Source organism: Oceanobacillus sp. CAU 1775, from assembly GCF_054482815.1.
Map to the genome: position 1 here is coordinate 1 of NZ_JBTLRO010000007.1, position 20,550 is coordinate 20,550.

Here is a 20,550-nt window from a genome sequence, read left to right on the forward strand (position 1 = left end):
ATTTGGACGGGTTACCACCTGACTATATCCATTATAAAGGACTTTTTCTTTGCATCATAGTAAATTAGTGAAGATTATGGGTATTTTAAATATTTCGTATTAATTAATGCAACGCTAGTGATTTAAAATATATATTTGGAGGGTGCAAATTTTGACTAATCAACCTAAAATAAGCTCTACCGAACTTGGTTCATTATGGCTGACATATCATAAAAAAACAATGATTTTGCGGATGTTGGAGTATTTCATCGAAAAAGCTGATGACGAAGAAGCAAAAAATCTTATGTCAGGTTTGTGGAAGCAACTTCATCCGAAAGTTATCGAAATAAAAACCATGTTTGAAAATGAAGAGGCAGCATCCCCGGAAGGTTTCATTCAAGAAGATATTAATTTGGAAGCACCAAAGTTATGGGAAAATGGCTTTGATATTATGTTTAGTCGGATTCTAAAGGAAATTAGTACAGGGTTATATGCACTCCATTTAACAATAGCTTATAGAAAAGACATAGTTAAAATGTACAAACAACTTACTGAAATAACAGAGAATTATTATGACCAGTTTACGCAATATCTTCTTGAAAAGTCGCTTCTTCTCCGCCCAACTTATGTCACTATGCCAAAATTAATTGATTACATTACCGAAAAACAATACATGAAAGGTACAAATATTTTGGGACACAGACGTTCATTAAATACTATTGAATTTGGTGTGCTATATCGAGCGATTGAAACCAATATTACGGGGATGCAGTTATTGAAGGGTTTTGCTCAATGTGCTAAAGATGAGGATGTGCAAAAATATTTTATAAAAGGTATGGAACTTTCAAAAGAAATAATAAAAGAAAACGTAGAAATTCTACTACAAAATAATATTCAACCTCCTGCTTCATCGGGGGGCACAGTTACCGGTTCAACCATAGCCCCATTTTCAGAAAGACTAATGATGTTTTGCAACTTTCTCTTAAGTGGCATGAGTCTGGGGGGGCAGGGTTTTGGTAGTGCATTGCTGTGGCGTAATGACTTGTTAACAAAAACAGGGGTGCAAGCAAAGGATATATTTGAGTACGGTCGGGAAGGTGTTATGCTCATGATGTCTAAGGGATGGATCGAGGAACCACCAAAAATGGATTTTTGATTTCTTCCAATGGAAAAATTACTTTGGAGCATAGCCCTACCCGGCTTTGGTCAACTGCTAAACGGTAAATTATTTAAAGAGTTGATACTTATCTTTTTAGAGTTTTTAATCAATGTTCAATCAAATTTCAACAAAATTATCTTACTAAGTTTTCATGGGCAAATTGAAGAAGCTATTCAACAAACAAATTATGAATGGCTAATGTTTTATCCTTGTCTCTATTTTTTTGCAATGTGGGATGCATACAAAGACGCAGGAGATGAACAACAACCATATTCTTTTCTCCCCTTCGTTTTTGCAGCCTACTCTGTTACCGTTGGATGTATTTATTCCACCAGTTTAAGATTATTTGGAGTATTATTTGGACCTGTTTGGCTTCCGATGTTGTTTGTTATCCCAGGTTTAATTTTAGGTTTTCTCTTTCGCTTTGTTCTATTGAAATATACCCCCCATTGAATGTTCTGTTCATTGATACTAATGATGTTCCGTAAATTTAGTTAAAGAAAGAATAGCAGCAAATAAGAGCGTATTGAAAGGAGCTTGAAAGCCTGGCTCCTCTTCTTGCGAACTGAATCGTTACTTTGTTGTGAACTATCGTATGAAATATATTGTGATTTCCTATAAGATTTTGTCGTTTGCACCTCATAATTATAAATGGAATCCGTTAGCAAAATACCGAACTCATTTTGAGCAAGATGTCTGACAAAATCGTATCTAATCTTTTGGTGTCACTTCTCATGATTAACAAAATAGAAGGAAAGTTATTACCAGCGTATAAATGTACATGTACAGCAGGTGTTTTAGGTGTAGACCTCCAATATTATGGGGCTTAACTGCCTCTATAAATACGATTAGGAAAATAAGAAGTGCTAAAAATCAGGTTCTGCTCACCGCAAAAAACGGAAAAGTGGAATTTTGTTCTAAAAAGAGATTTTGTGTAAACGATTATCTTTTTAAAGGTTGTTTTTATAAAATAGTAAAGTAAAAGAATGCGAATTGTTTACTGAATGACTAAAGTTTAAACGAGCAGTTTACGATTAAAAATAATGATATCCATATACTTAGGAACCATAACCTGATAAAACCTTTGCATTGACATGAACACGAATGTTCAGCTCTTTTAATTGCGTTTCCCATTCGGAGGTATCCCAATTTTTATGCCTGAACTTTTCGCCGATTCCCATAAAATCAATACCTTCCGATTGGGTATGGTCGATAATCTCTTGTAATTTGTCACGAATCTCTTTTTCAATCTCTTTTTCCAAATCGAATATAGCTCGTAGATTTGTTTGTTTCTCTCCTTCATATCCAGTGAGAACCCAACCTTTTATATTGACATACAAATCTACACCTTTCGATGAAACATCCATATTATTACTATATTTACGTATCCGGAAAGCAACCTTCTCATTTTGTAACATAATGGTTGCCTCACTTATTTTATCCTTCACAAGCAAATGTATTAACTCTCCTTCGGTGGCAGGTAGCTTCATGCCAAACTTATCGTCTTTTAGAAAGTAAACAGCATTTGATTTAACATCATCTTCTTGAATCGACAGTGATGAAATAATCGGACTTTGCAACTTTGTATATATTTTTGGGGCAAATTCCCACATTTCTATATCGAAGACTTGAGGATGGAAATGGATTGCTCCAATTAAACGAGTGATAATTGTTCCACCATCATTTTGTAAAAAATCAGCAATTTTTTGCTCGGTTACAAACAACTTAACGGTTTGTTCCAATTGACCAACGTGAAAAAAATAATCGAAATATGGCTTAACTCCTGATTTCAACAATTTTTTTCCCAGCAAAACATATTGCACCTTATCTAGGGTTAATCGACCAGATAATTCACCCCGAAGCTGATCGAAACAAGTCGGGAAAAAAGTACAACTTGTATCGATAACTTTGGCATTTATCGTTTGACCTTGTTGATTATTTTCATCAGAGTCCTGTTGGCCGGATGGATCTATCGATAATTCAATTAGACTTACATTGATTTTATTGTCTTCCGTCAAATCTAATCCGATTGCCGTAATATAACTTTGATGTTTCATTTCGTAAATACCGTTACAGCCCGAAACAAAAATAAGAAAAATCATCACTATCATTCGATACATTCTTTTCATCTGGTTCTAGTCCCTTTCAAAGTCAATATCATCCAAATCAGAGTTGGAATGACAGTTAATAGGATTAGACCAAGGAAAGACCAATAGGTGATAAACATTGAGACAATTTGACTCTGTAAAGGATACATTGCTAGACCCAAGGTTACCACTCCCAAGATGTAGATAATTTTTTGTTCCTTTTTGACATTAAATAATGACTTAAGGCCACGAGCTGTGGAAAATAGCGAAATGCAAAGCACGTAAATAATAATTAATTGCCATACAACAGGTGTCAAAATGGCAAGTCTTTCAATCGGCAACCAAACTAAAGTCACTGTCCCTAGAGATTCTTGGTAGGGGAATCTCAACTTTCCAGCGAACGAGGCACCGAAGATCATGATTGGAAGCACGACAGCAAGCAAAACCTCTATAAAAGCTACGGTCATGCTTAATATTGACCACCGAAACAAACCGTTACTTTTTTTAATATGCGGATAAAGAAAATAAAGGGAAAAAATACCGCGGAAAATGAATAAAGAGCCAATGATCTCTGGTTTGAAATATTTCATTGGTTCCAGGAAGGTCGTATTCAAAGGTAATATTTGACTGAATGAGACGTTCATAAATTGTGGAACATTGATGAGAAGAAGACCGATGATTAATAAAATAGAAAACAATTCTCCCCATCTGACCCATACCTCTAGTCCCATTACGAGTAAGAAAACGGCAACGCCGACAATAAAAAGCAGAAGTAGAAACCGTGAAGTGAAAGGTAATTGCGTATACATAATTAATTCTAGAAATATATACAGCATGAGTAATCCCCATAAATAAAAAACTATAATTGTACCGATCGAGTATAGACGGCCGAACCATCGTCCTAATATTTTTTTAGACCATTGAACCAAATTTAAATCTTTAAATCTTTCGCAAATCCGTAGTGTCACGTATACATTCCATAACGTCAACAAATAAGCAGCTACAATGGGCAGCCATGCTTCGTTCCCTAAATGTCGGTACAAGATTGACGGAAATCCAAAAGGTGTCACACAAATGGTCGAAAATAATGAGATATGAAACCATTGACGGGGGGATATTTGCGGATATTTATTCATTCGTCAGAATCGCCTTCTTGCCTTTTTTTATCAGGCGTTTCCCACATTTGTGGTCTATACCTCATTTCGCTAATATCCTTATTTGGAATTAAGCCGCCAAACACGTCTCGCTAATATCCTTATTTGGAATTAAGCCGCCAAACACGTCGTGCAGTCGCAAAGGGGAAATAGGGCTCATATATGGTACACCCAATGACTTCAATTTACAAAGATGTCCCGTCATGACAATCGTACAGCAAACAATGCCATAAACACCGAGCAGTGCTGCTGAGAGAATCATTGGGTATTTCCAAATACGCAATGCGTAAGTAAACTGATACAAGGTGAGGAATGTGCCAATTGCTGTGACGGCCGCAATAATGATGCTCGCTAGACTCACCAAACCCGCTTGAGCAGCGGCCTGACCGATGATTAGACTACCAACAATATTTAAAGCTGAACCAATTGGCCCAGGTACAAACGAGGTCGATTCAATAAAAATGTCAAGTATAATAAACAATACTAAAATTTCTATCACGACCGGATATGGGATCGCTGCGCGATCACTGGCAATAAGGATGCCAAGTTCTGATGGAACAATTCCTGTATTGACTGCTACGAGAGCAATATAAAGTGCAGGTGAAAATAGGGCTAAGAGAGCGGCAATAACACGAAGACTCCGAACGAACAGAGCGATAATGTTTCCTTGGGTTAAGTACTCCCCTGCAAAAAACATATTCAGGAAAACTGTCGGTAGGAGGGACGCAAACGGCGAACCGTCTAGAAAAATTGCAATTCGTCCTTCATTTAAAAAATGGGTCGTACGTGCGGGAACTTCTGTCATTTCATACAAAGGGAACACGGTTTGATTTCTGCCGATAATGAGTTCCATCAACGTTTTGTGTCCAATGATGCGATCAATATGTATTTTTTTTATATTTTCTGCAATTTCATCTACCCATTCCGGATTAACAACATCGCGATAATAAACGAGCGCAACCTTGTTTTTGGAACGTTCGCCCACAGTAAAATAGGTCACGGTCAAATTTACATCTTTGTTAAAGCGCCGCAACAGCGAAATATTCGTATTCAAATCCTCGTTAAAGCTGTCTTTTGGACCTAAAAGCGGTGCATCTAATTGTGGCTGTTCAACAGCACGCTTTTTGAAATCAGCAACAGAAATTGAAACCATTTGCCCTTTCCATGTTTGGTGGGCAATAATGACGTGACCCTGCATCAGATCGACAAGAACTTCTTCAAGCTGTTGACGAATCTCTCCATTGGGGTACAGTATTTTCCAATTCTCAGGATTACCTTCAAGCTGTTCAAATTGAGAAATAACTTCTTTGTGCAAACGTAATGAATCCACTATCGTATCAAGGTAAAAGTAAGTAAGCTTAGCGGTTTCAATATGGATAATTTGTAAATCGTCACTTGATACGAGTGACAAAATTCTTTCTATCATTTGATCAAAGTTTGATGGTAGAGGTGTATTGTTGTTGGAAAGATCCACTGTATTCTTAATTGAAGATTTATTGGATTGTTGTTTTTTCCACAGAAACCGCATGAATTTCACCTCTTTATTTCAGAACAATTCATATAAGTAATTTTTCCTTACCATTCCATATCATCTCGTTTTTTTATTATTATCAATTTTATCCTAAGAATTAATAAAATAAGTTCATTTCTTAGGGATCTAATGATTTTATCTTTTCGATAATTTTTTCATCAAGTACTCTATTTACTCCAACCATTACAATTGTACATAAAAGTAAAATAAGTATGTTAATTGTATATCCACCTACCTTTATATAAATATCTTTTATGTAAATAAATCGAAGGGCAAAATATATTCCGCATAATAGCAAAATATCATTTTGCAAATCTAAGGTTTTTTTTAACATCTTAATACTCCCTTTTTAGAAATTGATTAAATATAAAGAAGTAGAGAACACCCCATCATTTAGAAATGTTCACTATCCCTTCTGTAATTGATCCCGAAGTTTAAAACAATTAAAATGGGAATTTTAATACCATTTTTTTTAATTTGTGTGATGGACAGCACACCGATTTGGACCAATTTCAAGTTCAGAAAGTCTTTCCTCTGTCACCACTTCTTTACCCCTGTTAATGGCGACAATTTCTTCAAAATTAGGCGGTTTTTCAGAGCTGGCCGACTTTTCAACCTGTTCGATGAAATGTTCTCGATTGACATTAAACATTCTTTCATTTTTTTCTCGAATATTACCTAACGTATCACCAATATATCCTCCATCATTGAACTCCTTATCGAAATCTGCGAAGTGTGCAGGAAGCACAATGACATCATCAGCAATTTTGGAAACTTTACTGTATACAGTTTCATACAAGTCATTAGCCCACTCTCGTACTTTACCGCCTAGATCTGGGCGTCCAAGTCCACTAACAAAGATGGTATCACCGGAAAACAGAAATTTGTCATTGACAAAAAATGAAACACTTCCAGGTGTATGACCCGGTGTTTTTACTGCAAGAACTTCCAATTTTACCTTTTCAAATTGTATTTTTTCATACTTTTCCAATGGTTCAAAATCAAAGATGGCTCCTTCGCTTTTCATTAAATAATACTTTGCTCCCGTTTTTCTTGATAGTTCAGGTCCTCCGGAAATATGATCGGCATGTAAATGGGAGTCAACAAGGTGTTTAATGTTTACGTTATGTTTAGTTGCAGTCTTTTCATACACATCGATAAAACGTAACGGGTCTACGATAAGCATCTCATCACCAGATAATATCATATAAGATAAGCAGCCTTTACCCATACGGATGAGTTGGTAAACGGTGATATCCTCATCCTGGTACACTTTCGTTCCGTAAAGGTATTCACTCCATGCCTTCATCCCGCCCTGAAGGAAAGAGACATTACGATAACTTGCTTCGTCTAATTGCTCTGCCACATATTTAGAAGATCCCTCTTTGGCACAAATGACCAGTACATCTTTGTCCTTGGTCACTTTACCTTCTAGTGTGTCAACACCTTCCAATAATTCAAAATAGGGAACATTGATAGATTGAATGTTTTCACCTTCAATTTTCCAATCGTTATACTCTTCGGTATTGCGTACATCTAAGATAAACAAGCTTTCCTTATTGATGATTTTTTTTGCAAGTTCATTTGAATTGATGGGTTCGATACTCATTTTTTCTGCCTCCATTCAACTAGAGTTCGTCTAATAATATAACCCAAGGACAACAAATTATTCAGATTCAAATTTTTTAACCTTGACGGTTATCTTCTTGCTTGTTAATATACATGTAGGGGTACGCGTATTAAAATGTGAGGAAAGAAGGTGGGAATAAAAAAAAAGGATTAGGTAAAAAATAGAATTGGTGTTTATTATCAATGGGAATACCAATCTTGATTGAATAATGAGTATAGAATGGAGGGATAAAGAGATGACAATTAAAGCCGATGTAGTGTTAGATGCCAAAGGTCTTGCTTGTCCAATGCCAATCGTTAAAACAAAAAAAGCTGTGGATGATTTACAACCTGGTCAAGTGATCGAAGTACAGGCGACAGATAAAGGGTCACTTGCCGATATTCAAGCATGGGCAAAAAGCAGCGGGCATCAGTATCTTGGGTCAACAGAAGATGGGGATCTATTAAAGCACTATCTACGAAAAGCAAGTAAATCTGAAGTGAAAGAAGAGACAAGCTATCCTCATGTTATTCAAAATGATGAATTACAAAAAAAGTTAGAAGAAGGAGAACAGATTACTATCCTAGATGTGCGCGAACCAGCCGAGTATAGCTTTGGGCACATTCCCGGTGCAAAATCCATCCCACTGGGTGAACTAGAGGATCGCACAGAGGAGTTAGATAAAGAAAGTGAAATTTATGTGGTATGCCGCACGGGCAACCGCAGTGATTTAGCATCAAAACAACTAGCTGAAAAGGGCTTTTCAAAAGTAAAAAATGTAGTTCAGGGCATGATGGAATGGTCCGGCCCTGTTGAATAAAGTAAATAAAATATGGAGGAATGTAAAATGGCAAAAAAAGTGGCAATTATCGCAAGTAATGGTGGTTTATTTGACGCTTATAAAGTATTTAACGTTGCAACAGCCGCAGCAGCAAGTGATGCAGAAGTTGGAATCTTCTTTACGTTTGAGGGATTAAATTTGATACACAAAGAAGGACATAAGCAGCTTCCAATGCCTGAAGGCCGTGAGCATTTCCAAGCAGGATTTGAAAAGCAAAATGTGCCATCGATTCCAGAGTTAGTGGAAATGGCACGAGAAATGGGTGTGAAGTTGATTGCTTGTCAAATGACAATGGATGTTATGGAGCTTGATAAGGATGCATTCGTTGATGGAATTGAAGTTGCGGGCGCAGCAAGCTTTATTCATTTTGCTTCAGATGCCAATATTACATTAACATTTTAAATGATATTTAAAGGGAGAGAGTGAAAAAATGGACGCTAATAAAATTTTAGATGCAAAAGGTCTCGCATGCCCAATGCCAATCGTTCGAACAAAAAAAGCAATGAATGAGTTGGAAAGAGGTCAAGTGCTTGAAATTCACGCAACAGACAAAGGTGCAAAGAACGATTTAGCCGCATGGGCGAAATCAGGGGGTCATGAATTGTTGAAGGATACGGAAGAAGATGGTGTTTTGAAATTTTGGATTAAAAAAGGCTAAAAGAAAATGACGAATGGGTAAGGGGCATTTTATTATGCGCCCCTTCCTTGATATAAGGATAGATACAGTAGAATCCGTTTTAATTAGATTAAGAGGATAATCAAGTTTTGCAAGACAGGACAGGAGTACATTAAAGAAAGGAGAGAACGAATGTGTTTAAAAGATTTATTCCCGCATTTGATTGGATTCTTAATTATAAAAAGTCTGATTTAAGCGGGGACTTATCGGCGGGGTTAATCGTAGCAATTATGCTTATTCCCCAAGGAATGGCGTATGCAATGTTAGCTGGGCTTCCACCTGTTATTGGGCTATATGCGGCTACGATTCCATTAATTATTTATGCTTTGTTTGGTACGTCACGCCAATTAGCTGTCGGACCTGTTGCGATGGTCTCCTTATTAGTTCTAGCTGGTGTGTCAACTATCGCTGAGCCGGGCACGGAGGAATATATATCATTAGCACTTTTGCTTATGTTAATGATCGGATTGATCCAATTTTTGATGGGTGTTTTGCGTCTAGGCTTTTTAGTTAACTTCTTATCACATGCGGTCATTAGCGGTTTTACTTCAGCTGCAGCTATCATTATTGGCCTAAGTCAGTTAAAGCATTTACTCGGTATTAAATTAGAGTCCGACAACGTATTTTTAATTTTATGGGAAGCCATCAGCAAAGTATCGGAAGCAAACGTGATTGCATTTGCAATTGGCATTGGGAGCATCCTTCTGCTCATTGGATTAAAAAAATATGTACCTAAAGTGCCTGGTCCACTTGTCGTTGTAGTATTAAGCATTTTAGTCGTTTACTTTTTGCAGCTGCAAGAATTGGGCGTGAAAATCGTTGGTGAGGTTCCGAAGGGATTGCCGGTATTATCATTCCCTGCGTTTACTCTCGAGTCATTTATGGCACTACTTCCCGTAGCGTTAACGATTTCATTTATTGGCTTTATGGAATCTATCGCGATGGCAAAAGCTATTGCGACAAAAGAAAAGTATAAAGTTGTTCCGAATAAAGAATTGGTTGGATTAGGGTTAGCTAATGTGGCAGGGTCATTTTTTTCTGCCTATCCGGTCACGGGAGGGTTTTCTCGTTCAGCTGTTAACTATCAAGCAGGTGCAAGAACACCACTTGCATCGATTATTACGGCCATTTTAATTTTATTAACTCTACTATTCTTTACTGGACTATTTTATTTCCTTCCACAGGCGGTTCTTGCAGCCATTATTATGGTCGCTGTCTATAGTTTAATTGATATAAAAGAAGCAAAATATTTGTTTAACGTTCGCAGTCTAGATGGATGGACGTGGGTCGTTACATTTATGGCAACTCTTACCATCGGGATAGAGCAAGGTATCTTAATCGGTTTGGCTTTTTCTTTACTTGTTTTTATAGGTAGAAGTGCGTATCCACATGTTGCTGAATTGGGGTATTTGCCAGAAGAGAATGTTTTTCGAAATGTGAAACGTTTTCCCAATGTAAAAGTAGATCCTGAAGTCTTGATTTTTAGAGTGGATGCCTCTCTTTACTTTGCGAATATGACCTTTTTAGAAGATAAATTATGTGAACGTGTCGGAGAAAAGCCTCAACTTAAATGGATTATATTGGACTTTTCGGGAGTGAACTCAATCGATGCTGTTGCCATCCACTCTCTAGAAAGAATGATGGAGAACTGTAGTCAAGGAAATATTCAATTTTTATTTGCAGGAATTAAAGGGCCTGTTATGGATTTACTGAAAAAAGCTAAATGGGAAGAAAAATATAAGGATAAACTGCAGCACCTGTCTTTAGAACATGCCTTGAAGACAGTGAACAAATAAAGGAGAGTGAACGAAATTGGAAGACCTAGAGTTGCGAGAAAAAAATGAAGAATTTATTCGTAAAATAAAAGAAGTCGATCCTTTCTTTTTTGATGAATTGAAAAAAGGACAAGCACCTGAATATTTCGTTTTATCTTGTAGTGATTCACGGGTAAGCCCGTCTATTATTACGCAGATGCCGCTCGGTCAAATGTTTGTTCACCGGAACATTGCTAATCAAGTTGTTACTGAGGATGAAAGCTTTTCAGCCAGTCTTTATTTTGCCCTGGTACATCTTAATGTTAAAAAAATACTCATCAAGGGCCATACAGAGTGTGGAGGGATAAAAGCTGCTTGGTTAGATAATGATGAAAAAGAATTACATGGATGGATTTCTAATGTTCGAGAAAGCCTACCAAGTAAACATGATCTGAAAGAGATCTCTATGGATGAACTTGCGAAAATCAATGTATTAAAACAAGTGGAACATTTAAAACAGCACCCAATCTATAAAGCTTATGGAAATAATGTTGAAGTAAGAGGTTGTTTATTCCACGTTGAATCAGGAGAACTTGAAAGATTAACTTAAAATTATAGTGAGTGGAGGTAAACAAATGTCTGGAAAGCGTTTTGATCCTAGTAAAGCTAATAAACTAATTGACTCAAAACGGTATAAATTACACGATCCGAATAAACTCATTGAGGTTTTTGGTGTGGAAGAAGGGGAGGTTGTTGCAGATCTCGGAGCAGGCAATGGCTTTTTTACAATCCCATTGGGAGAAAAAACGAAAACAATAGTTTATGCGGTTGATATTGAACCAAAAATGCTAGAACGATTACGAGAACGAGCCAATGAAGCAAACGTAGAAAACATTCAATATGTAATAAGTGACTTAGAAAAAGTTAACCTTGACGATCATTCTGTTGATAAAGCGTTTATTTCGTTAGTCTTACATGAAGTACTTAATCTTCAAAAGGTACTAACAGAAGTGAAACGAATTTTAAAAACTAAAGGGCGAGTATTTATTCTTGAATGGGAAGCGCTAGAATCTGAAATGGGGCCTCCATTACATGAAAGAATATCTTCTTCAAATATGATAGAAATTCTGAAGAAACAAGGTTTTGCTGTTGAAATATCGTACTCTAATGATACTATTTATGGTCTTACAGGTATCGTCAATTAACAAAAGTATATAAATTTTTTAAGTCTCTTAGTAAGAGATGGTGACACTCACTGAGAGATGGAGTCATTAGACTCATAACTATTTGGAGGTCATGTCTAGATGAAACAAAGTGATGAATCCAAATACATTCAACAACATTTAGCGAATGAAAGAACGTATTTAGCATGGATTAGGACAGCTATTGCTTTCATAGGCATTGGATTTTTAGCAACAACCTTACACTTTAACACGTCTATGAAAGAGCACTTGGATGATACGCTTGCAACGCTGATTAGTTTGTTTTCACTATTACTAGGACTAATAACGATTTTCTTTGCAACTCTTATTTATTTTCGCAATAGGAGAAACATTAATACACTAACATTCCATTCTTCATTTATAATCATTATTTTTATGACAACTGTTATTTGTTCAGGTCTATTATTGTTTTCTATTTACTATTTATTTAGCGTCAATTAACACTTGACTAAATACCTATATGGGTATACTATTGTGGTAGTAAAAGAAAGGTGGTAGATATGTGGTTAAATGAATATTATATATTTTTCCAAGTGTAATCTAATGACAGTAATTATAAAGTTATTCATGGGGTGTTTAAATGACTGCTGTTATCGTTCTTTTTATGTTATTTATAATTAACTCCTTCTATAAAAGATACGTGCCCATTTTTGGATTTACTTGTATTGAACTGGATAAGATAAGCGGAAATACTGATACAGTTGTTGTCGATGTAAGAGATTATTCGATTGCTCATAGATTTCCAGTTGAGGGGGCGGTTAATATTCCGTTTTCTTATCTAAAGAGATACTATCATGATATAAAACATAGAAATATTTTCCTTGTTGCCTCAGAACTGATAGATATAAAGTTAAGTGTCCGTTTTCTAGCTAAGAAGGGGATTGAAATAAATGGTTATTATTTAGAGCAAGATTCAGAAAAACAATCAAAAAAATACTGCTGTAGAAAAAGGAGGGAAAATCATGGAATACAATGTCCAAATGAAAAATAGAGTAAAAAGAGTAGAAGGACAAGTAAAAGCAATTTTGAGAATGATGGAAGAAGAGAAAGATTGTAAAGACCTTGTTTCCCAGATGACTGCCGCAAGAAACGCATTGGATCGCGCAATAGCAGTCGTTGTAAGTTCAAATTTGGAACATTGCATAAGAGAACAAATTGAGAAGGGAGAAGATACAGAAACTCATATACAAGAAGCTGTCAACCTGCTAGTAAAAAGCAGATAATAACATATAAAAATATTTATTGACAAATGTATTATAAACAATTAATATACCCATAGGGATATATGTATTAGTAAAGACTTGAAGGATATTTTTTTAAATCATTTAATACCCATATAGGTATAATACCAAATAATACAAGGAGTGAAAAACATGACTGAAAAGAAAAAAACAACCATTATTTTATTCAGTGGAGACTACGATAAAGCGATGGCAGCCTTTATTATTGCAAACGGGGCAGCCGCTTATGATCACGAGGTTACGATATTCGCCACATTTTGGGGATTGAATGCATTTCGAAAAGACGAACAAGTATCTGTGAAAAAAGGTTTTTTAGAAAAAATGTTTGGAAAAATGATGCCACGTGGGGCAGATAACATGGGTCTTTCAAAAATGAACTTTGCGGGTATGGGTCCGAAAATGATTAAACATGTCATCAAAAAGCATAATGCTGTTCCTTTACCAGAGTTAATCAATATGGCAAAAGAACAAGATATAAAATTAGTCGCATGTACAATGACAATGGACCTCTTAGGTCTTCAAAAAGAAGAATTAATAGATGGCCTTGAATATGCAGGGGTTGGAGCATATTTAGCCGATGCGGAAGATGGAAATGTGAATTTGTTTATATAGTGAGGTGTTAACTAATGGAATACATCATAAATGCTCTCATCATTCTAATTTTAATCTGGTTTATTTTCCAACGATTTATACCTGCAAAAGGGGTAAGACAAATTGAAACGAATGATTTGAAAAAAATCCTAAAAGAAAAGGGCTATCAATTCATTGACGTTCGAACTCCATATGAATTTAAAACGAATCATATCCAAGGGTTTAAAAATATCCCATTGGCAGAAATAAAACAACGCCATCAAGAACTTTCAAAAGATAAGGAGATTGTTGTCATTTGTCAAAGTGGTATGAGAAGTAACAAAGCGACTAGGATTCTTAAGAAGTTTAATTTTCCAAAGGTCACAAATGTAAAAGGCGGGATGGCAGTGTGGCGGAATTAAACGTGAAGAAAGGAGGGTCAAACTCGTGAAAGAAATTACAACGAATGAAACAGAGAATTTATTAATGGAATCCAATGATGTAATAATCATAGACGTTCGTGAAAATGACGAAGTTGCGGCTGGTAAAATACCTGAAGCGATTCATATTCCTCTAGGTGAGTTACAAACACGACTAGATGAATTGGATAAAACAAGTAAATATATTATCGTATGTCGCTCAGGGAATCGGAGTGGCCTTGCCACACAGTTTCTAACATCACACGGGTATAACGCGAGTAATATGGTTGGCGGCATGCTTGAATGGAAAGGTAGTATGAAATAATTCATTGGGAGGATTAAAAATGATTAAAGTTGACAACGTGCTGGATGCAAGAGGGTTGGCTTGCCCCATGCCAATCGTAAAAACTAAGAAAATGGTAAGCGAGCTATTACCAGGTCAAGTATTGGAGATTCAAGCAACGGACAAAGGTTCCAAAGCCGATTTAAAAGCATGGGCAGAGAGTGTTGGCCATCAATATTTAGGGACAGTAGAAGAAGGAGATATATTAAAACATTACCTTAGAAAAGCAAGCAGTGAAGAAGAAAAACAAGAAAAAAAACATCCTCATATGATTAGTAATGCCGATTTACAACGTAAACTGGCTGCGAATGAAAAAGTGGTTGTCGTTGATGTGCGTGAGCATGCAGAATATGCTTTCAACCATATTCCAGGGGCGGTTTCCATTCCATTAGGAGAACTTGAAAATTGCTTACATGAACTGGATAAAGCAGATGAAATATATGTTATTTGTCGTACAGGCAACAGGAGTGATTTAGCTGCACAAAAGTTAGCCGCAATAGGTTTTACGAATGTAACGAATGTCATGCCGGGAATGAGTCAGTGGGAAGAAGAAACTGCATGCTTAAATCAATAAAAAGGGGGCTTTAACTATGAATAATATTACGGTTTATACTACAACGCAGTGTCCATATTGTGTCATGATAAAGAATTTTTTATCTGAAAAAGATATTCCTTTTAAGGAAGTAAATCTTGAAAGGAATCCGGAAATGGTACAACAACTTATACAAAAAACAGGTCAAATGGGTGTACCACAAACTGAAATCAATGGTGAATGGATTATTGGCTTCGATCCAAACAGCATAATGAGGGCATTAAGTCGCTCGTAAGAAAAGGGTTAATAGGTTTTTTAAATAATCTAATGATGGAGGTATGTAAAATGACTGTGCAAGCAATATCTGCGAAAGAGGTAAATGAAAAAGTCTTAAACAAAGAACACGTATTTCTCCTTGATGTACGGAATGAAAACGACTTTAATGATTGGAAAATTGAAAGCCAAAACTTTGAATATTTAAATGTCCCTTATTTTGAATTGATTGATGGAATTGAACCCATTCAAGATAAGCTTCCTAAAGATAAAGAAATTCTTGTTGTTTGTGCAAAGGAGGGTTCCTCCATGATGGTCGCGGAAATGCTTAAAGAAGCAGGTATGGAAGCTGTCTATCTCAAAGGCGGTATGAAAGCATGGAGTGAATTTTTGCACAAAGTCAAGGTATATGAGGATAAAGAGATTAGCGTCTATCAATTTGTCCGTGTCGGAAAAGGCTGTCTTTCTTATATGGTTGTATCTGAGGATGAAGCACTCATTGTTGATCCATCACGTTTTATCGAACAGTATGAATTGACAGCGAAAGAGGTTGGTGCAACCATTACGCATGTCGTCGATTCACATCTTCACGCTGACCATATTTCAGGTGGAACGATGTTGGCGAATAAACTCGGTGCGAAATATTACTTGATGAAAAGCGAAGGGGCTATCTTTGATTTCATCCCTCTAGAAGACTATGAGAAAATTGAATTTAGTAAAATAACGCTTGAGGTATTGGCTGTAAAAACTCCAGGTCATACACCTGGAAGTGTATCATTCCTTGTCAATAATAAATTGTTATTCTCAGGCGACACCATTTTTGTAAGTGGCCTAGGTCGTCCGGATCTTGGAAACAAAGTAAGAGAATGGGCGAAAGATCTATACAGCACTGTGTATTCCAAGATTTCCGAAATCGCTAATGATGTCATAGTACTTCCCGGCCATTATGCTGACTTTGAGCAAGAACAAAATACAGCTGGGTTTATTGGAGATACACTAGGAAACATTCGTGAACGGAACGAAAAGATGTTTAACACGACAGAAGAAGATTTTCTCGATCATGTTGAAAAATCAGCTAGTTCTGTAAAACCACCAAACTTTGAAGAAATTGTCGCTATAAACCGTGGATATGAATCAGCAGATATTGAACAAATGCAGGAGCTTGAAATTGGGCCAAACCGTTGTGCTGTTCATCATACAGCTTAAGATAAATAGCGAAAAAGTTTTGGGCTCTTTTATACGGTATAGGGTATAAAGAGTTTCTGTAACAACATGAATACTGAAGGATAAAACTAAATAGTGGGGATCAATCTGGTTCCCCTTTTATAAAAAAATAGGTAAGGTGATTTGGTTGGGGAAAAGCAAAAATCATTGTGGAAATGGAACGTGAGGAATCAATAAAAAACCCCCTCGTTTTAAAAAAATTCCACCAATATGACCTGGGGTTTTAATTTGGCTCCTGGTAGGAGTTATCATTTTAATTCGAAGATTATTTTAACAACACGATAAAAGCAATTATGGTTTAGATTGAAATGTATTAAATTGAAATATCGGGAAAACATAGAAAAGAAAAAAACTGAAACTGTTTCAAAACGCTATGTTGTTCATCGCACAGCTTAGGTTATCAAATTATGAATATATTGGAGGTATCAGAAATGGCAGTAACAGCAATAAGCTCAGAAGAAGTAGCGAAAAAAATCATTAATAAAGAGGAATTGTTTACATTAGATGTTCGGAACACAGATGACTTTGAAGATTGGAAAATTGAGGGGGAAAACTTCGTACACGTAAATGTGCCATATTTTGAATTACTTGATGGAGTGGAAGGAATCATTGATCAGATTCCTTCTAATAAAGAAATATTAGTTGTTTGTGCCAAAGAAGGATCATCTGTTATGGTGGCTGAAATGCTTTCTGAAAAAGGATTTGATGTGTTTTACCTTAAAGGTGGAATGAAAGCCTGGAGCGAACATCTAGAGCCTGTAAAAATCGGTGATTTAAAAGATGGCGGTGAGATATACCAATTTGTTCGTCTTGGGAAAGGCTGCCTATCTTACATGGTTATTTCAAACGGAGAGGCCGCCATTATTGATGCAACACGTATGACGGATATATTTATAAACTTTGCGAAGGAAATGGGTGTAAAAATTACGCATGTACTGGATACACATTTACATGCTGACCATATTTCAGGTGGAAGAGCTATTTCAAAGGAAACAGGTGCGACCTATTGGCTGCCACCAAAAGATGCCGGAGAGGTTGTTTTTGAATATGAGCCATTAAACGATGATGAAAACATCATGATAGGAAACACAACAATTAACATCCATGCTTTGTATTCACCAGGGCATACAATCGGATCGACTTCATTTGTCGTGGATGAGAAGTTTCTCTTAACCGGTGACATCCTCTTCATTGATTCGATTGGAAGACCTGATTTAGCAGGTTTAGCCGAAGATTGGGTGGCCGATTTAAGGGAAACGCTTTACGGCCGTTATCGCGAATTATCAGAAGAGCTCATTGTATTACCCGCCCACTTCATGATTATGGAAGAATTAAATGATGACGGAAGCGTGGCAGAGAAACTAGGAACATTATTTGCGCAAAACCATGGCTTAAATATTAAGGACGAAAATGAGTTTCGTAAAATTGTAACGGAAAACTTACCGCCACAACCAAATGCTTACCAAGAAATTCGCGAAACAAATATGGGGAAAATTACCCCAGATGAAGAAACGCAACGTGAAATGGAAATTGGACCAAACCGTTGTGCCGTTCGATAAAGACAATAAAAATTGGAGTGATTGGAATGAATTTAAAAGCAGATAAAGTATTGGATGCAAAAGGCTTAGCTTGTCCTATGCCGATCGTGAGGACAAAAAAAGCAATCAATGAGTTAAAGTCAGGACAAGTATTAGAAATTCATGCGACAGATAAAGGAGCTAAAAACGATCTAACCGCTTGGGCAAATTCCGGGGGGCACGAGTTGATGAAAGATACCGAAGAAGATGGAATTTTAAAGTTTTGGATTAAAAAAGGCTAATGAAATGGGGAGCCAGCAGGCTTCCCTTTTCATAAAAATTATTTGAACAATACGATAAAAGGCTACGATTGTTTAAATTGTAAAGTAATGGGAACATATAAAAAGAAATAATAAAAGGAGATGATCGAATGTTTCACTATACAGTGGAAACGGATAAAACTATTGCCGAAGCGATTTCAGCACTTGAGGAAAGTTTAAAAGAAGAAAAGTTTGGCGTGCTTTGGCAATTTGATATTCAGGAGAAATTACAAGAAAAAGGCCTTGATTTTGACCAATCTTATCGTGTTCTAGAGGTGTGTAATCCACATGAAGCAAAACGAGTTTTATCAGAAAATCAAATGGTAGGTTATTTTTTGCCTTGTAAAATTGTAGTGTATGATGACAATGGTCGTACAAAAATTGGAATGCCAAGACCAACTGCATTAATAAACATGGTAGATGATGGTGCATTGAAAAACTTGGCTGTTGATATTGAAAAGCGCCTAATTTCATGTATCGATAAAAGTATATAAACGGCAAATAACTCCTCAAAATTACTGAATGATTGTTATACACTTGTGAAAATAATTGTGAACGTTCTATGACGGAAATAGAAACTTAGCCCCAAGAAAAATTGGGGTTTTTATTTCTTGAAAATAAAGTAAATGAGGTATTATACATGAGTCATGAGCCACAATCAAAAACTCAGATTGGGTTAAAGCAAAACATTTCCCTGTTTATCATTCTAGTGTTTGTTAATTTATTCGTTGGAGCCATGATTGGTTTGGAACGAACGGTTTTACCGATCATGGGAGAAGAATCCTTTGGTCTGGCTTCGACTACTGTGACATTATCCTTTATTGTGACATTCGGATTTACCAAAGCACTTATCAACTATTTTGCTGGTCGCCTTGCTGATCGCTTAGGTCGTAAGCAAGTGCTCATTTTTGGTTGGATTGTCGGGCTTTTTGCCCCATTGATTGTCATTTGGGCACCGAGTTGGGAATGGATTGTTTTTGCGAATGTCTTGTTGGGCATTAACCAAGGGCTTGCTTGGACGATGACCGTGAATATGAAGGTGGATATTGTTCGTCCGAATCAAAGGGGCTTGGCTATTGGCTTAAATGAATTCGCTGGCTACAGTGGGTTATCTATTATGGCGATAGTTTCCGGCTATGTTGCCGCTGTATATGCCCTACGTCCTGAACCCTTTTTAATCGGAATCGGAATTGGGATAATAGGCCTAATATTATCTCTTTTCGTGAGCGATACTGGTGCTTTTATTAAACAGGAAGAGCGATTAAAGGGAATTAACAATACGGAGGGACGTCTTTCCGCAAGTGACGTTTTCAAGCTCACGACATGGAAGAATCGTACTTTATCCAGTTGCAGTTTTGCTGGTCTCTCTACCAACTTAAAAGATGGTATGGCTTGGGGATTGTTTCCCATTTTTTTGGGTACAGGCGGTTTATCTGTAAGTCAAATTGGATTTGTGATTGCGATTTATCCTGCCGCATGGGGGATTTTTCAATTGTTTACAGGTGTCATTAGTGACTACGTTGGACGCAAATGGATGATTGCTTGTGGAATGTGGACACAAGCCATTGGAATTGGGTGGTTTGTGTTGAGCAGTGGATTTTTCAATTGGGTCTCAGCAGCGGCAGTCATTGGTCTAGGAACAGCTATGGTCTACCCCACTTTACAAGCAGCTATTAGCGATGTGGCAGCCCCTGCATGGCGGGCATCTTCTATGGGAGTCTACCGCATGTGGAGGGACAGTGGTTATGCCTTCGGCGCAATATTTGCTGGTTTATTTACTGACTTGATTAACGTACCCACGGCTATGTTACTTGTAGCGCTATTCCCATTAACCGCAGGTATGCTCATCGCTATACGTATGACCGAAACTTTAGCAACCAAAAAGAAAGTCATGACTTAACGTAATTCATATATCATAACTTTTTAACAGAAAAAATATCCTAATTTCCTTCTTTATAACGATAAGCAAGAACACCGTAAATTATAAATAGGATACCAGCAAAAGTATGTCATATACAGTATGTTATTTGTTATACATAAGCAAGTAAGTATGATAAAAATAGTATATTATACAATGTGTCATTCAAAAAGGCGATTC

Annotated in this window: 26 protein-coding genes; 21 read left to right on the forward strand and 5 right to left on the reverse strand. The window is 36.6% G+C overall.

Annotated elements, in window-relative coordinates; genetic code table 11:
• Positions 1-151 precede the first annotated feature (151 nt).
• Together ACXYMZ_RS12270 and ACXYMZ_RS12275 are read left to right on the forward strand one after the other, a co-directional pair.
• Positions 152-1,135 (forward strand): DUF3231 family protein, encoded by a 984-nt coding sequence (locus ACXYMZ_RS12270; RefSeq protein ID WP_458948699.1) that lies wholly within the window; start codon positions 152-154, stop codon positions 1,133-1,135.
• A gap of 9 nt (positions 1,136-1,144) precedes the next feature.
• A complete protein-coding gene (locus ACXYMZ_RS12275) occupies positions 1,145-1,591 on the forward strand; it encodes a hypothetical protein (protein ID WP_458948700.1) in 447 nt (148 codons plus the stop codon).
• Between the two features lie 605 nt (positions 1,592-2,196).
• Here the strand turns inward: ACXYMZ_RS12275 and ACXYMZ_RS12280 are convergent.
• The 5 genes from ACXYMZ_RS12280 to ACXYMZ_RS12300 all read right to left on the reverse strand — a co-directional run bounded on the left by ACXYMZ_RS12280 (position 2,197) and on the right by ACXYMZ_RS12300 (position 7,519).
• Positions 2,197-3,267 (reverse strand): Ger(x)C family spore germination protein, encoded by a 1,071-nt coding sequence (locus tag ACXYMZ_RS12280; protein WP_458948701.1) that lies wholly within the window; start codon positions 3,265-3,267, stop codon positions 2,197-2,199.
• Positions 3,264-4,361, reverse strand: a complete 1,098-nt coding sequence (locus tag ACXYMZ_RS12285) for a GerAB/ArcD/ProY family transporter (protein ID WP_458948702.1) — start codon at positions 4,359-4,361, stop codon at positions 3,264-3,266. The genes ACXYMZ_RS12280 and ACXYMZ_RS12285 overlap by 4 nt, the downstream gene beginning before the upstream one ends.
• An 88-nt stretch (positions 4,362-4,449) precedes the next feature.
• Positions 4,450-5,907, reverse strand: coding sequence for a spore germination protein (locus ACXYMZ_RS12290; protein WP_458948703.1), 1,458 nt, complete (start codon positions 5,905-5,907; stop codon positions 4,450-4,452).
• 121 nt (positions 5,908-6,028) lie between these two features.
• Positions 6,029-6,244, reverse strand: a complete 216-nt coding sequence (locus tag ACXYMZ_RS12295) for a hypothetical protein (protein WP_458948704.1) — start codon at positions 6,242-6,244, stop codon at positions 6,029-6,031.
• 138 nt (positions 6,245-6,382) lie between these two features.
• A complete protein-coding gene (locus ACXYMZ_RS12300; protein ID WP_458948705.1) occupies positions 6,383-7,519 on the reverse strand; it encodes an MBL fold metallo-hydrolase in 1,137 nt (378 codons plus the stop codon).
• A gap of 256 nt (positions 7,520-7,775) precedes the next feature.
• Here ACXYMZ_RS12300 and ACXYMZ_RS12305 point away from each other — a divergent pair, with 256 nt between their 5' ends.
• From ACXYMZ_RS12305 to ACXYMZ_RS12395, 19 genes are all read left to right on the forward strand, one after another.
• Positions 7,776-8,339, forward strand: a complete 564-nt coding sequence (locus tag ACXYMZ_RS12305; RefSeq protein ID WP_458948706.1) for a sulfurtransferase TusA family protein — start codon at positions 7,776-7,778, stop codon at positions 8,337-8,339.
• 27 nt (positions 8,340-8,366) lie between these two features.
• Positions 8,367-8,762 (forward strand): DsrE/DsrF/DrsH-like family protein, encoded by a 396-nt coding sequence (locus ACXYMZ_RS12310; RefSeq protein WP_458948707.1) that lies wholly within the window; start codon positions 8,367-8,369, stop codon positions 8,760-8,762.
• A gap of 28 nt (positions 8,763-8,790) precedes the next feature.
• On the forward strand, positions 8,791-9,018 hold the full coding sequence (locus tag ACXYMZ_RS12315) for a sulfurtransferase TusA family protein (protein ID WP_458948708.1): 228 nt from the start codon (positions 8,791-8,793) through the stop codon (positions 9,016-9,018).
• 152 nt (positions 9,019-9,170) lie between these two features.
• Complete coding sequence (locus tag ACXYMZ_RS12320) at positions 9,171-10,832, forward strand: SulP family inorganic anion transporter (RefSeq protein ID WP_458948709.1); 1,662 nt, start codon at positions 9,171-9,173, stop codon at positions 10,830-10,832.
• Between the two features lie 16 nt (positions 10,833-10,848).
• Entirely contained in the window at positions 10,849-11,400 is a 552-nt protein-coding gene (locus tag ACXYMZ_RS12325) for a carbonic anhydrase (RefSeq protein WP_458948710.1), read from the forward strand.
• Positions 11,401-11,425: 25 nt separating this feature from the next.
• A complete protein-coding gene (locus tag ACXYMZ_RS12330; RefSeq protein ID WP_458948711.1) occupies positions 11,426-11,995 on the forward strand; it encodes a class I SAM-dependent methyltransferase in 570 nt (189 codons plus the stop codon).
• Between the two features lie 99 nt (positions 11,996-12,094).
• Positions 12,095-12,454 (forward strand): YidH family protein, encoded by a 360-nt coding sequence (locus tag ACXYMZ_RS12335; protein WP_458948712.1) that lies wholly within the window; start codon positions 12,095-12,097, stop codon positions 12,452-12,454.
• Positions 12,455-12,593: 139 nt separating this feature from the next.
• A complete protein-coding gene (locus ACXYMZ_RS12340) occupies positions 12,594-13,004 on the forward strand; it encodes a hypothetical protein (RefSeq protein ID WP_458948713.1) in 411 nt (136 codons plus the stop codon).
• Entirely contained in the window at positions 12,976-13,236 is a 261-nt protein-coding gene (locus ACXYMZ_RS12345) for a metal-sensitive transcriptional regulator (protein ID WP_458948714.1), read from the forward strand. Before ACXYMZ_RS12340 ends, ACXYMZ_RS12345 begins: the two co-directional genes overlap by 29 nt.
• A gap of 150 nt (positions 13,237-13,386) precedes the next feature.
• Positions 13,387-13,866, forward strand: coding sequence for a DsrE/DsrF/DrsH-like family protein (locus tag ACXYMZ_RS12350; protein WP_458948715.1), 480 nt, complete (start codon positions 13,387-13,389; stop codon positions 13,864-13,866).
• A gap of 14 nt (positions 13,867-13,880) precedes the next feature.
• Complete coding sequence (locus ACXYMZ_RS12355) at positions 13,881-14,246, forward strand: rhodanese-like domain-containing protein (protein ID WP_458948716.1); 366 nt, start codon at positions 13,881-13,883, stop codon at positions 14,244-14,246.
• 25 nt (positions 14,247-14,271) lie between these two features.
• Positions 14,272-14,568 (forward strand): rhodanese-like domain-containing protein, encoded by a 297-nt coding sequence (locus ACXYMZ_RS12360; RefSeq protein WP_458948717.1) that lies wholly within the window; start codon positions 14,272-14,274, stop codon positions 14,566-14,568.
• Positions 14,569-14,587: 19 nt separating this feature from the next.
• Positions 14,588-15,160 (forward strand): rhodanese-like domain-containing protein, encoded by a 573-nt coding sequence (locus tag ACXYMZ_RS12365; RefSeq protein WP_458948718.1) that lies wholly within the window; start codon positions 14,588-14,590, stop codon positions 15,158-15,160.
• Positions 15,161-15,176: 16 nt separating this feature from the next.
• Positions 15,177-15,413, forward strand: coding sequence for a glutaredoxin family protein (locus tag ACXYMZ_RS12370; RefSeq protein WP_458948719.1), 237 nt, complete (start codon positions 15,177-15,179; stop codon positions 15,411-15,413).
• A gap of 50 nt (positions 15,414-15,463) precedes the next feature.
• Complete coding sequence (locus ACXYMZ_RS12375; RefSeq protein WP_458948720.1) at positions 15,464-16,597, forward strand: MBL fold metallo-hydrolase; 1,134 nt, start codon at positions 15,464-15,466, stop codon at positions 16,595-16,597.
• A 449-nt stretch (positions 16,598-17,046) separates the two neighbouring features.
• Entirely contained in the window at positions 17,047-18,174 is a 1,128-nt protein-coding gene (locus ACXYMZ_RS12380; RefSeq protein WP_458948721.1) for an MBL fold metallo-hydrolase, read from the forward strand.
• Positions 18,175-18,200: 26 nt separating this feature from the next.
• On the forward strand, positions 18,201-18,434 hold the full coding sequence (locus ACXYMZ_RS12385) for a sulfurtransferase TusA family protein (protein WP_458948722.1): 234 nt from the start codon (positions 18,201-18,203) through the stop codon (positions 18,432-18,434).
• Between the two features lie 128 nt (positions 18,435-18,562).
• A complete protein-coding gene (locus tag ACXYMZ_RS12390; protein WP_458948723.1) occupies positions 18,563-18,946 on the forward strand; it encodes a DUF302 domain-containing protein in 384 nt (127 codons plus the stop codon).
• 146 nt (positions 18,947-19,092) lie between these two features.
• Complete coding sequence (locus ACXYMZ_RS12395) at positions 19,093-20,352, forward strand: MFS transporter (protein WP_458948724.1); 1,260 nt, start codon at positions 19,093-19,095, stop codon at positions 20,350-20,352.
• The last annotated feature ends 198 nt before the right edge of the window (positions 20,353-20,550 follow it).

Excerpts from the sequence above, each read along its gene's own strand:
- ACXYMZ_RS12275 (WP_458948700.1), top strand. The coding sequence starts at position 1,145 with ATGGAAAAATTACTTTGGAGCATAGCCCTACCCGGCTTTGGTCAACTG.
- ACXYMZ_RS12280 (WP_458948701.1), bottom strand. The coding sequence starts at position 3,267 with ATGAAAAGAATGTATCGAATGATAGTGATGATTTTTCTTATTTTTGTT.
- ACXYMZ_RS12285 (WP_458948702.1), bottom strand. The coding sequence starts at position 4,361 with ATGAATAAATATCCGCAAATATCCCCCCGTCAATGGTTTCATATCTCA.
- ACXYMZ_RS12290 (WP_458948703.1), bottom strand. The coding sequence starts at position 5,907 with ATGCGGTTTCTGTGGAAAAAACAACAATCCAATAAATCTTCAATTAAG.
- ACXYMZ_RS12295 (WP_458948704.1), bottom strand. The coding sequence starts at position 6,244 with ATGTTAAAAAAAACCTTAGATTTGCAAAATGATATTTTGCTATTATGC.
- ACXYMZ_RS12300 (WP_458948705.1), bottom strand. The coding sequence starts at position 7,519 with ATGAGTATCGAACCCATCAATTCAAATGAACTTGCAAAAAAAATCATC.
- ACXYMZ_RS12305 (WP_458948706.1), top strand. The coding sequence starts at position 7,776 with ATGACAATTAAAGCCGATGTAGTGTTAGATGCCAAAGGTCTTGCTTGT.
- ACXYMZ_RS12310 (WP_458948707.1), top strand. The coding sequence starts at position 8,367 with ATGGCAAAAAAAGTGGCAATTATCGCAAGTAATGGTGGTTTATTTGAC.
- ACXYMZ_RS12315 (WP_458948708.1), top strand. The coding sequence starts at position 8,791 with ATGGACGCTAATAAAATTTTAGATGCAAAAGGTCTCGCATGCCCAATG.
- ACXYMZ_RS12330 (WP_458948711.1), top strand. The coding sequence starts at position 11,426 with ATGTCTGGAAAGCGTTTTGATCCTAGTAAAGCTAATAAACTAATTGAC.
- ACXYMZ_RS12335 (WP_458948712.1), top strand. The coding sequence starts at position 12,095 with ATGAAACAAAGTGATGAATCCAAATACATTCAACAACATTTAGCGAAT.
- ACXYMZ_RS12340 (WP_458948713.1), top strand. The coding sequence starts at position 12,594 with ATGACTGCTGTTATCGTTCTTTTTATGTTATTTATAATTAACTCCTTC.
- ACXYMZ_RS12345 (WP_458948714.1), top strand. The coding sequence starts at position 12,976 with ATGGAATACAATGTCCAAATGAAAAATAGAGTAAAAAGAGTAGAAGGA.
- ACXYMZ_RS12350 (WP_458948715.1), top strand. The coding sequence starts at position 13,387 with ATGACTGAAAAGAAAAAAACAACCATTATTTTATTCAGTGGAGACTAC.
- ACXYMZ_RS12355 (WP_458948716.1), top strand. The coding sequence starts at position 13,881 with ATGGAATACATCATAAATGCTCTCATCATTCTAATTTTAATCTGGTTT.
- ACXYMZ_RS12365 (WP_458948718.1), top strand. The coding sequence starts at position 14,588 with ATGATTAAAGTTGACAACGTGCTGGATGCAAGAGGGTTGGCTTGCCCC.
- ACXYMZ_RS12370 (WP_458948719.1), top strand. The coding sequence starts at position 15,177 with ATGAATAATATTACGGTTTATACTACAACGCAGTGTCCATATTGTGTC.
- ACXYMZ_RS12375 (WP_458948720.1), top strand. The coding sequence starts at position 15,464 with ATGACTGTGCAAGCAATATCTGCGAAAGAGGTAAATGAAAAAGTCTTA.
- ACXYMZ_RS12380 (WP_458948721.1), top strand. The coding sequence starts at position 17,047 with ATGGCAGTAACAGCAATAAGCTCAGAAGAAGTAGCGAAAAAAATCATT.
- ACXYMZ_RS12385 (WP_458948722.1), top strand. The coding sequence starts at position 18,201 with ATGAATTTAAAAGCAGATAAAGTATTGGATGCAAAAGGCTTAGCTTGT.
- ACXYMZ_RS12390 (WP_458948723.1), top strand. The coding sequence starts at position 18,563 with ATGTTTCACTATACAGTGGAAACGGATAAAACTATTGCCGAAGCGATT.
- ACXYMZ_RS12395 (WP_458948724.1), top strand. The coding sequence starts at position 19,093 with ATGAGTCATGAGCCACAATCAAAAACTCAGATTGGGTTAAAGCAAAAC.